The organism is Variovorax sp. P4_D9 (assembly GCF_056401695.1).
Window position 1 is genome coordinate 1 of record NZ_JBFUIU010000358.1, and the last position, 9,046, is coordinate 9,046.

Annotated in this window: 5 protein-coding genes and 2 pseudogenes; 3 read left to right on the forward strand and 4 right to left on the reverse strand. The window is 68.3% G+C overall.

The window, feature by feature from the left end; all coding sequences use genetic code 11:
- Both AC1DY5_RS30720 and AC1DY5_RS30725 read right to left on the reverse strand, forming a co-directional pair.
- Positions 1-2,251: hypothetical protein (locus AC1DY5_RS30720; protein WP_478117619.1), on the reverse strand; the 2,251-nt coding region annotated here is incomplete at its 3' end.
- A 99-nt stretch (positions 2,252-2,350) separates the two neighbouring features.
- The gene (locus AC1DY5_RS30725; protein WP_478117621.1) at positions 2,351-3,934 is read right to left on the reverse strand and encodes an MFS transporter; all 1,584 of its coding nucleotides are present in this window, start codon (positions 3,932-3,934) and stop codon (positions 2,351-2,353) included.
- Positions 3,935-3,978: 44 nt separating this feature from the next.
- Between AC1DY5_RS30725 and AC1DY5_RS30730 the strand changes: the two are divergent.
- The 3 genes and pseudogenes from AC1DY5_RS30730 (at position 3,979) to AC1DY5_RS30740 (ending at position 7,425) form a co-directional block, all read left to right on the forward strand.
- Positions 3,979-5,395, forward strand: a pseudogene (locus AC1DY5_RS30730) (aminotransferase-like domain-containing protein).
- 119 nt (positions 5,396-5,514) lie between these two features.
- Positions 5,515-5,823 (forward strand): HigA family addiction module antitoxin, encoded by a 309-nt coding sequence (locus AC1DY5_RS30735; protein WP_478117623.1) that lies wholly within the window; start codon positions 5,515-5,517, stop codon positions 5,821-5,823.
- 147 nt (positions 5,824-5,970) lie between these two features.
- The gene (locus tag AC1DY5_RS30740; protein ID WP_478117625.1) at positions 5,971-7,425 is read left to right on the forward strand and encodes an alpha/beta hydrolase; all 1,455 of its coding nucleotides are present in this window, start codon (positions 5,971-5,973) and stop codon (positions 7,423-7,425) included.
- 45 nt (positions 7,426-7,470) lie between these two features.
- Here AC1DY5_RS30740 and AC1DY5_RS30745 read toward each other — a convergent pair whose 3' ends face one another.
- Both AC1DY5_RS30745 and AC1DY5_RS30750 read right to left on the reverse strand, forming a co-directional pair.
- Positions 7,471-8,316, reverse strand: a complete 846-nt coding sequence (locus AC1DY5_RS30745; protein ID WP_478117627.1) for a PA4780 family RIO1-like protein kinase — start codon at positions 8,314-8,316, stop codon at positions 7,471-7,473.
- A gap of 58 nt (positions 8,317-8,374) precedes the next feature.
- Positions 8,375-9,046: pseudogene (locus AC1DY5_RS30750) on the reverse strand (hypothetical protein); the annotation flags it as partial.

Consider the following 9,046-nt stretch of genomic DNA (forward strand, 5'->3'; position numbering starts at 1 on the left):
CGTCCTTCACATGCGAGGCCTTGTCGCCCAGGTCATTGCTTTCGGCGCGCAGCTTGAGATTGGCCAGCAGGTTCACCGGCACGCCTTCGGGGATCGGGCCGAGCACGATGTCGCCGTCCTTCTGCACCAGCCATGGCAGCCAGCGGTGCAAGGCACCTTGCAACGGCTGCAGCGCCTCGGGCGCATAGCCGGTCGGGATGGTGACGACACTTCGTTCGGTGGTGCGGTCGATGCTGCCGCCGACCTTGGCGCCCAGCACCGCGTCGGGCTTGCGCTTTTCGGGCCACAGCATCTGCTCGATCGACTGGTCGAAGACCTTCATGCGACCGTCGACTGACGGGTCGCCATTGGCATCGCCGACGGTGTTGTTGAGCAGGAAAGGCGCTGTCGACCAGACGCTGATCAGTGACGGCACGCGCGTATAGCCGCGCCCGCTGGCCGGCATCAAATAGGGCTTGGGCTCGCCGGTGAAGGGATCGCTCAGGGTCACAGTGCCAACTGACGGCAGGTTCTTGTAGGTCTGCGAAGAGAAGTTGTCCCAGATGTTGCCCTCCAGCGCATTGGTCGCCAGCGGGCTGCAGGCGTTGGTGCGCAGCAGCGTGACCGGGATCCGCGCCTCGGTCGACAGGTAGTTGCTCTTGAGGAAGTCCGGCGCCTGCACGATCTTTCGCATCTGCATCTTGTAGTCGTCGGTCTGGGTCCAGCCCCAGTAGCGCTTGAAGCAGTCGACATAGCCCGGCCCGGCGCAGCGCGCCGGCGTGAGTTCGAGTGCGGCCGGCAGCGGCGGCGCCTTGCTCGAATGACAGCGCGCGCAGGTGTCGGCGAAAGCCTGCTTGCCGCGCTCCAGCGTGGCGGCGTCCGCGCCCAGGTACTTGTCGCCGCCGGGTGCGTCCCTGAGGCGGTCGGGCTGCGCCGCCTTGAGGAAGAACAGCGCGGTGTTCGGTGTTCCGGCTTCGGTGGCCTGCCAGTAGCTCGAGTTCTTCTGCGCCGAGGCGATCTTGATCGGCGTGATGGTCTTGCCGCCGATCACCGGATTGAAATGCAGCAGCCACTCCTCGCTGAACAGGCCGATGTTGAGATAGACCCGGTTCAGGGCACCGAGCAGCCCGACCGAATCGGCGCCGTCCTTGAGCACGTGCGGCGTATAGACTACCGAATCGGCCTTCGAGAAGAACTCGGTCAGCGGCCCGCTGGCGATGAAGTCGTTGAACTGCTTGTTGTCGAGCTCGCCGCCCGCCAATTTCTCGCGGCCGATGCGCCGCGCCATCTCCATCCGCGCCGTAAAGTCGTAGACCGCGTTCATGGTGCGCGGGTTGTTGATGCTGTCGGTCGAGACCAGCGAGGTGTCCATCGCACCCGGCCGGTAGGTGTGGGCCAACTGGTACATGTAGTTGCTGCGGCCCTCGGCCTTGTTGGCGTTGAAGATGAAGAGCCGGTCGACCCACATGTACTGCGCACCCACCGACGAGCTCAGGTTCTCGAACTTCGGATTGTTCGGATCGGCCGGCGGCTTCACCGGGCTGGGGCCGACGTGGCAGAAGCCGCAGGACATGCCAACCCGGTAGGGGCGCACCAGGTCCTTGCGGTTGTAGTAGCTCGGATTGGTGTAGTACTTCTCGGCGTCCCAGGCCTTGGCCGCCTTCTCGTCAAAGGCCGGGTTCGGAAACAGGCGCAGGCCCGCGATGCCGGTGCCCCAGCCGTAGAAGGAGCCCACCGGCTGCGTCGTGCCGTCGCCCAGCGGCTTGCCGCGCGAGCCGACCGCGACCCCTGGGTACTTGCTCTCGTTCTCGAACGGATCGGCCGGGCAGTCCTTGCTGCGGACATCGAGCCAGAGGCCGCGGCGCTCCTTGTCGGGCCCGGTGGCGTTGCCGAAGCAGGGCTCGTTGACGAGGCCGAAGTACTGCCAGCGATTGGCCCGCGAGTAGCCCAGGCTGGGGTGCGAGCTGATCACCTTCAGCAGGTCGAACGCACCGAAGGTGTAGTCGGTCATCTGGGTCCAGAAGCGGTCGTTGCCGCCGCTCCAGACCAGCCACATGTTGCGGCCCTTGATTTCCTCGGGACTCAGCGCGACGCCATTGTCCATGTCGTGGAAGTAGTCCTCGCCGGCGTGCGGGAACGAAGCCGCGTCGCGGCCGGCGACTTTTGCCTCGTCCTGCACCTCACCGGGCTGGGGGCCCTGCGAGCACGCCGCGAGCAGCACGCCGACGAGCAGCGGCAACCATCGAGCGCCGCGGCGGATACCCTGGTTCATTGCCATTCCTCCTGCGGCCAGAGCTTGGGTGAACGGGCCTTTCGAGAGCGCAGTGTGTAGGGGGCTCCAGGCATTGCCTATCGGCCATGCGACCTATGGCTATCGTCGGCCCTCGACGTGGCCGATGAGCAGCCAGGCGCTCAGCGCACTCAGCAGCGCGAGGGCTGCGCACAGGCCCATCACCCAGCGGAAGCCGGACACGAAGGCGGCATGGACCGTCTGCCGGAGCACCGCGGCGGCGCTGGCATCGGCGCCCGGCGGCAGCGCTGCGCCGGCCAACTGGCTGCGCTGGGCCTGCATGAAGGCCACGGTCTCGGGCGAGGCGCCGATGTCGCGCAGGCCGGCGCCCAGGCGGGCGTCGAAGGCCCACGCCATGACGAGGCCGAAGACCGCGATCGCAAGCACCGCGGCGGCGCGCGAGACCGCGTTGTTGACGCCCGAGGCGATGCCCGCGAGATCCGGGCCGACGGCGTTCATCACGGTGGTGGTGAGCGGCGCGACGGTCACCGTCATGCCAAAGCCGAGCACCACCACGGCCGGGAAGAAGGAGGTCCAGTAGCTGGCGCCGACGCCCGGCAGCGCGAACAGCGCGAAGCCCAGCGCCGCGATGCCGGGCCCGACCACCAGCGGCAGGCGCGGACCGAAGCGGTCGACCAGTTGCCCGGCCCAGGCCGACAGCGCGAACATGATCAGGATGAACGGCAGCAGCGCCGCACCGGCCACAGTGGCCGAGTAGCCCTGAACCTGGATCAGGTTGAGCGGAAAGAAGTAGAGGCCGCCCCCGAGCGCCGCATAGAGCAGCAGCGTGAGCAGGTTGGCGCCGCCGAAATTGCCGATCCGCAGCAGCGACAGGGGCAGCATCGGCGAACGCACCCGACGCTCGACGGCGATGAAGGCCACGCTGGCCGCCAGGCCCGCGAGCAACGCGGCCCGCACGGCGGCCGCATCCCAGCCCTGGGTCGGCGACTCGATGAACGCATAGACGATGCCGCCGAGCGCGACCGTGGCGAGCGCGGCACCGCGGAGATCGAGCCGCTCGCCGGCTGCCGCGCCGCCGCGACTCTCGGGCACGTGGCGCCAGACGATCCACAGCACCACGGCGGCCATCGGCAGGTTGACCAGGAAGGCCCAGATCCACGAGTAGCGATCGACCAGGAAGCCGCCCAGCACCGGTCCGACCGCGGCCGTGATGCCGCTCGCGCCCGACCAGGTGCCGATCGCCCGGCCGCGCTCTTTCTCGGGATAGGAGGCGCTGATGAGCGCCAGGCTGCCGGGCACCAGCAAGGCGCCTCCGATGCCCTGCATCGCACGCGCCGCGATCAGTTGCTGGACCGTGCCTGCCAGCGCACAGCCCGCCGAGGCCCCTGCGAACAGCGCCACCCCGACCGCGAAGATCCTGCGGCGGCCGAAGTGGTCGCCGAGCGAGCCACCGACCAGTAGCAGCGCAGCCAGGAACAGCGCGTAGGACTCGACCACCCATTGCGCCTGGAACGCGCTCGCATGCAGGTCTGCCTGGATCGCCGGCAGCGCGACGTTCACCACGGTGCCGTCGATGAAGGCCATGCTCGAACCGACGATGGCCGCGGCGAGCACCCAGGGCCTGGAGGCCGGCGGGCAGTCGGCCGCCTCGCAGCCATGGCGGATCAGGTTGTCGTCTCCAGGCGGTTTTCCGATCTGCGGCATGCGGCAGTATGCGGCCCCATGCGGTACCGGACAATCACCGGCTCATGACACGCTATGAAGCCCTGGCCTCCGAGCTCGCCGAATCCATCCGCTCCGGCGTGCTGCGTCCGATAGACCGGCTGCCCTCCGTTCGCCAGGCCCGCGCCAGCCGCGGAATCAGTCCGTCGACCGTGTTCCAGGCCTATTACCTGCTCGAGGCCCAGGGCCTGATCCGGGCCCGCGAACGCTCCGGCTACTACGTCGCCGAGGGCGCACGGCAGCTCCCGCCCGAGCTCGAGGCCGCCTCGCAACCCGAGGACGATGCCGTGCCGCTCGACGTCAGACAGCATGTGGCGAGATCCTCGAGTCGACCATGGTGCGCGATGTGGTGCCGCTGGGCTCGGCCTTTCCGAGCCCGCTGCTGTTCCCACTCGACCGCCTCGGCCGCATCATGGCCTCGAGCGTGCAGAACCTCGACCCCTGGAGCACCGTGGACGACCTGTCGCCGGGCAACGCGCGCCTGCGACGGCAGATCGCGCTGCGCTACCTGGCCGATGGCATCCAGGTCCACACCGACGAGATCGTCATCACCAATGGTGCGCTCGAGGCGCTGAACCTGTGCCTCGCCAGCGTCACGCGGCCCGGCGATGCCGTGCTGATCGAATCGCCCACCTTCTACGCCGCGCTGCAGGCGCTGGAGCGGCTCGGCCTGGAGGCGATCGAGGTGCCGACGCATCCGCGCGAAGGCATGGCGCCCGATGCCCTGGAACGCGCGATCGAGCGCCATCGGCCCAAGGCCTGCTGGTTGATGACCAACTTCCAGAACCCGCTCGGCAGCATGATGACCGAGGCGAAGAAGAAGGCGCTGGTCGAGCTGCTGGCCCGCCACGCGCTGCCGCTGATCGAGGACGACGTCTATGGCGAACTCTATTTCGACGACAAGCGGCCGCTGCCGGCCAAGGCCTTCGACACCCAGGGGCTGGTGATGCATTGCGCTTCGTTCTCCAAGTGCCTGGCACCGGGCTACCGCATCGGCTGGGCCGCGCCCGGGCGCTTCACGCGCGCGGTGGCGCGGGCCAAGCTGACCACCACGCTGGGCGCCTCGGCGCCGACCCAGAACGGGCTCGCGACCTATCTCGAGAAGGGCGGCTTCGACARGCACCTGCGCAAGCTCAGGCGCACGCTGGCAGAACAGCAGACCCGGCTGGCGCAGGCGATCGGCGAGCACTTCCCGCCCGGCACCCGCGCCACGCGGCCGGCCGGCGGCTACTTCCTGTGGGTCGAGATGCCCAAGGGCGTCGATGCCCTGGAGCTGCACCGGCAGGCGCTCGCGCAAGGCATCAGCGTGGCGCCGGGGCCGATCTTCTCGGCCCAGCGCGGCTTCACGAACTGCCTTCGACTCAACTACGGCCATCCGGGTGGGACACCCGCACCGAGCAGGCCGTGGCGACGTTGGGACGGCTTGCGGGCGGCGCCGGCTGACTGCGGCACGGGCCCGTCTTGAACGTTTATCGATAAACGTTTAGAACGACTGGTGCCAATCGACGTCGAGATCTGCGACCCCCACTGACCCTCGCGACCTATACCTTGAAGGGGCAATCATGCTCAAGAATGGCATGAGGCCAGTACACCCTGGCGAGATTCTTCGGGAAGACTATCTGAAGCCGCTCGCGATGAGCGTCAATGCTCTGGCCAAGGCCTTGCACGTGCCGGCGACGCGCATCAACGACATCGTGCTGGAGCGGCGTGGGGTCTCCGCGGATACCGCACTCCGCCTGTCTCGCTACTTTGGGGGCCATGCGCAGACCTGGCTCAACCTGCAGGCGACCTATGACCTCAAGCTCGCCGAAAAGGCCGCCGGCAAGACGATCGCGAAGGAGGTCGAGCCCCGGCCGACCCAGCCCGCATAGCCTGGCATCGGGGCGTCCCGTGTCTGACACGGCCATCCTGGGCATCGAGGCAGCACAACTCGGGATCCCTCCGGAGCCCCGTGATAGATTGCACGGCGGCAAGATTCCCGGGCTCGCGTGCTCGAACAAGAACGGAAAAGGATCGGAATGGGACCCTGGCTGACCAGGATGCTGAAGCGCACGGTGCTGCTGCTGGGCATCGTTTTCGTCACCCTGCTCGCGGTGCGCACCTACGACGTCCAGCGCGGTCCCCCGCTCGAACCCTGGCACACGCACGTGCCGCACGAACTGTCCGGCGACGAGATCGGGAAGGCCGACTGGYCGACCTGGCTGGCAGCCGAGAACGCGGCCTTCGAGGAGGTCCGGCAGCAGGTCACCGAGAAGCTGCCGCCCGAGCTGAAGACCCCCTCGAACCGCTATTTCGACGGCAGCCCGATCTATCCGGGCCACTTCCGCCAGGACTGGAACCGCTCCTACATCCTCGATCCGCAAGGTCCGCCGAAGGGCGCGGTGGTGCTGCTGCACGGCCTGACCGATTCCCCCTACAGCCTGCGCCACGTGGCCACGCTGTACCGCGACCGCGGCTTCGCGGTCGTGGCGATCCGGATGCCGGGCCACGGCACCGTGCCCGCCGGGCTGACCCACGTCCAGTGGGAAGACTGGTCCGCCGCGACCCAACTGGCGGTGCGCGAAGCCCGCCGCCTCGTGCCGGCGCCGCTGCCGCTGCACGTCGTCGGCTTCTCCAACGGCGGTGCCTTGGCGACCAAGTACGCGCTCGACTCCATCGACGACCCGAAGCTCGCGCGGCCCGACCGATTGATCCTGATCGCACCGATGATCGGCATCACCGAGCTGTCGCGCTTCGCAGGGGTGTTCGGCTGGCCGGCGTTCTTCCCGGCTTTCGCCAAGGCAGCGTGGCTCGGCATCGTGCCCGAGTTCAATCCCTTCAAGTACAACTCGTTCCCGATCAACGGCGCCCGCCAGTCCTCGCTGCTGACGCGCGACCTGCAGGCCCATGTGGCGCGCGAGGAGCGCGGCGGCCGGCTCGACCAGCTGCCGCCGATCCTCACCTTCCAGTCGCTGATCGACTTCACGGTCAGCACCCGTGCCATTGTCACCGGCCTCTATGCGCGGCTGCCGGCCAACGGCAGCGAACTGGTGCTGTTCGATCTCAACCGCAGCGTCAAGTTCGGACCGCTGTTGCGCTCCGGCAGCGACCTGCGGCCCGACAGGGTGCTGTCGCCGCCCCCACGGCGCTTCCGCACGACGCTGGTCACCAATGCCGACATCCACAGTCGGGAGGTCGTCGAGCAGGTGACCGAGGCCGGAGCGACCTCGGTCCAGACGCGGCCGATCGGACTCGAATTCCCGCTCGAGGTCTTCTCGCTCTCGCACCTGGCCCTGCCCTTCCCGATCACCGACCCGCTCTACGGCATCCGGCCCGACGACAGCGACGACTTCGGCGTCAACCTCGGCGCCCTCGCCGTGCGCGGCGAGCGCGGCGGCCTGATCGTCAGCCTGGATTCGCTGACGCGGCTGTCCTCGAACCCGTTCTACGACTTCATGGCCGAGCGCATCGCGGCCGTCATCCCGGCGCCCTGAGCGCGACGGCAACTGCCGCGCGATCAGGGGCCGGCGGCCGCCGGTTCATCGTGCAGCCATGCGCACGAGGCGGGCAGCCTCTTCCGCCCGCGCATCGTCGACCTCGCGCAACACGCCGCCGAGGTCCACCGGCCCGGTCGCGCGTGTGAAGCTGCCCGTCAGCACCGAAGCCGGATGCAGTTCGCCATGCTCGTAGAGTCTCCAGATCTCTTCGCCGTAGCGCATCGAAAGTAGCTCGGGCGCGAACTGCCCGAAGAAGGCGCCGAGATTCGCCACATCGCGCAGCAACATCCGGCGCGCATGGTTGTTGCCCGCGGCGTCGACCGCTTGCGGCAAGTCGATGACCACCGGGCCATCGGCGCCGAGCAGCACGTTGAACTCCGAAAGATCGCCATGCACCACGCCGGCACAGAGCATGCGGACCACTTCGACCAGCAGCGTCGCATGGTGCCGCCGCGCATCCTCGGGCGTGAACAGCACGTCGTTGAGGCGCGGCGCGGCGTCGCCTTGGCCGTCGGTGACCAGTTCCATCAGCAGCACGCCGTCGCAGAAGTTGTAGGGCACCGGCACGCGGACGCCCGCGGCCGCCAGCCGATAGAGGGCATCGACCTCGGCGCTTTGCCAGGCGGCCTCGGTGGCCTGTCGTCCGAACTTGGTGCCCTTGGCCATCGCGCGCTGCAGGCGCGTGTTCTTGACCTTGCGGTTTTCCGTGTAGTCGACGGCCTGGCGAAAGCTGCGCTGAGTGGCCTCCTTGTAGATCTTCGCGCAGCGCGTGTCGTCGCCGCAGCGCACCGCGTAGACCATCGCTTCCTTGCCGCTCATGAGTTGGCGTACCACGCTGTCGATCAGTCCTTCATCGATCAGCGATTGCAGTCGGGGGGGTGCTTTCATGGTGCATTCTGCCCGTCGGCCATTTCACAGGCCGGTGCAGACACCCCGTTTTGGCACTTCAGRGGTGGATCCAGAACGCGCTCTCGGCGAATTCCTCGCCATTCCACCAGCCGGCCTTGCCGGTGCCGCGGCTGAAATTGCGCGCACCGGCCTGGCTCTGCAGCGGCGCGACGACGTCGCCCGCTGCATTGCGGCGTGCGCTCCCGGTGCCGGTCTCCGGCACCACGACCACGATGTGGCCCGAGCGGCCGTCCTCCTTCCGCCGCGCAACGATCAGACCGACGGCGCCCTGGTTGGCCGCCTGCTGCAATTCGGCCAAGGTGGCGCTGCGCCGCCAGCCGAAGCCCTGACCGAAGTCGCGCAGCCAGCGGAACAGGTCGTTGGCGCGCATCTCGGTGATCGTATTGCCGATCAGCGGCGTCACCTGCGTCCCGCCCGCGAGCGAAAGTATGGCCGGCGTGGTCCACCAGACACGCGGCAGGTAGACGCCTGCGAGGTGGCAGTAGTCATGGCTGTAGATGTTGCAGAAGGTCAGGCCCGCACGCGGCTGGTAGCGCTTGTGGGCCGGCTTATCGACCGCCAGCCAATCGACGATGGCGGCGAGTTCGCCACGCAGCGTCTCGGCACTGCCGCCCTGCCGGCCCGGCTGCTTCGCTTCGTTCAGCGAATGGGCGCTGGCCAGGTCGCGGCGCCGGGTCACGCTGTCGGACGCGCGCGGCATGCTCACCGC